Source organism: Aerococcus sp. L_32, from assembly GCF_050689315.1.
The window spans coordinates 1-1,047 of record NZ_JBOEQF010000605.1 but is presented as its reverse complement, the minus strand read 5'-3'; the positions used below and the strand labels follow the sequence as shown (position 1 = coordinate 1,047).

Below are 1,047 nucleotides of genomic sequence, written 5' to 3'. Positions count from 1 at the left end.
CAAGTTAATAACCTTTACTGGCGTGTTATCTGCCTTTAATTCAAGATTTTCTTGGTTGATTTTCGGCAGTTTAACTGAATTTAAGAGATCAGCATCTGATACGGGCGCAATATTTTGGCTATTTAACTGGTCAAAGTCAATGATTTCCCCGTTTTTGATGACAAGTTCAACTGATACTTGGTCAAGGTCATCGATGATGAGTAAATCCGCTAGATAGCCAGCCCCGACTGCTCCTAAATCATGTAAGTTATAAGCACGAGCGGCATTATAGGAAGCCATTTTGTAAGCTGTGGCAGCAGGAACGCCTAGTGCGATCGCCTTACGGACGCAAAAGTCGATATGGCCTTCTTTTTCAATATCTTCAAGATGTTTATCATCCGTACAGAACATGCAATGGTCTAGGGCGATATCATGTTCAACAAAGCCTTTAAGGATTGCCTCAAGGTTTCTAGCGGCACTACCTTCACGGATCAACAATTTAAAGCCAGCCCGTAATTTTTCAATCGCTTCCTCGTAATTCTCCGCCTCGTGTTCAGTATCAATACCGGCAGCCCGGTATGCTTGTAAGGGTTTCCCCGTTAAACCAGGGGCATGACCATCTATAATTTGGTTTTTAAAAAGTGTCAATTTATCCAGTATTTTCCCGTCAGCCTTAACCACATCATCAAACCGCATCATTTCAGCTAGACCAAAGACTTGCTTGTTTTCAAGGTAGGGCGCCATGTCAGCTGCTAAAATTTCGCCAACCCCATTGGTGTCGATATCTGTTGCAGGCACACACGAAGGCATCATGATATGGGTAGTCATAGGCGTTTCTTCAATACTGGTCAGCATAAAGTCCAAGCCTTTTTGCCCAAGGACATTGACCAATTCGTGTGGATCAGCAAAAACGGTTGTTGTTCCTTTAGCTAGGGCGTATTTTGAAAATTCTAAGGGCGTCACCATGGCAGATTCGATATGCATGTGGGCGTCGATAAAGCCTGGTGCAATGTATTTGCCTGTACAATCAATGGTTTGCTTGCCTTCATAGTCGCCTAAAGCCGCAAT

1 protein-coding gene is annotated in these 1,047 nt (G+C 43.6%); it reads right to left on the bottom strand.

The features are described 5' to 3' along the window. On the bottom strand, positions 1-1,047 hold a 1,047-nt coding region (locus tag ACRCJ0_RS15105), incomplete at both ends, for an amidohydrolase family protein (protein ID WP_431391024.1).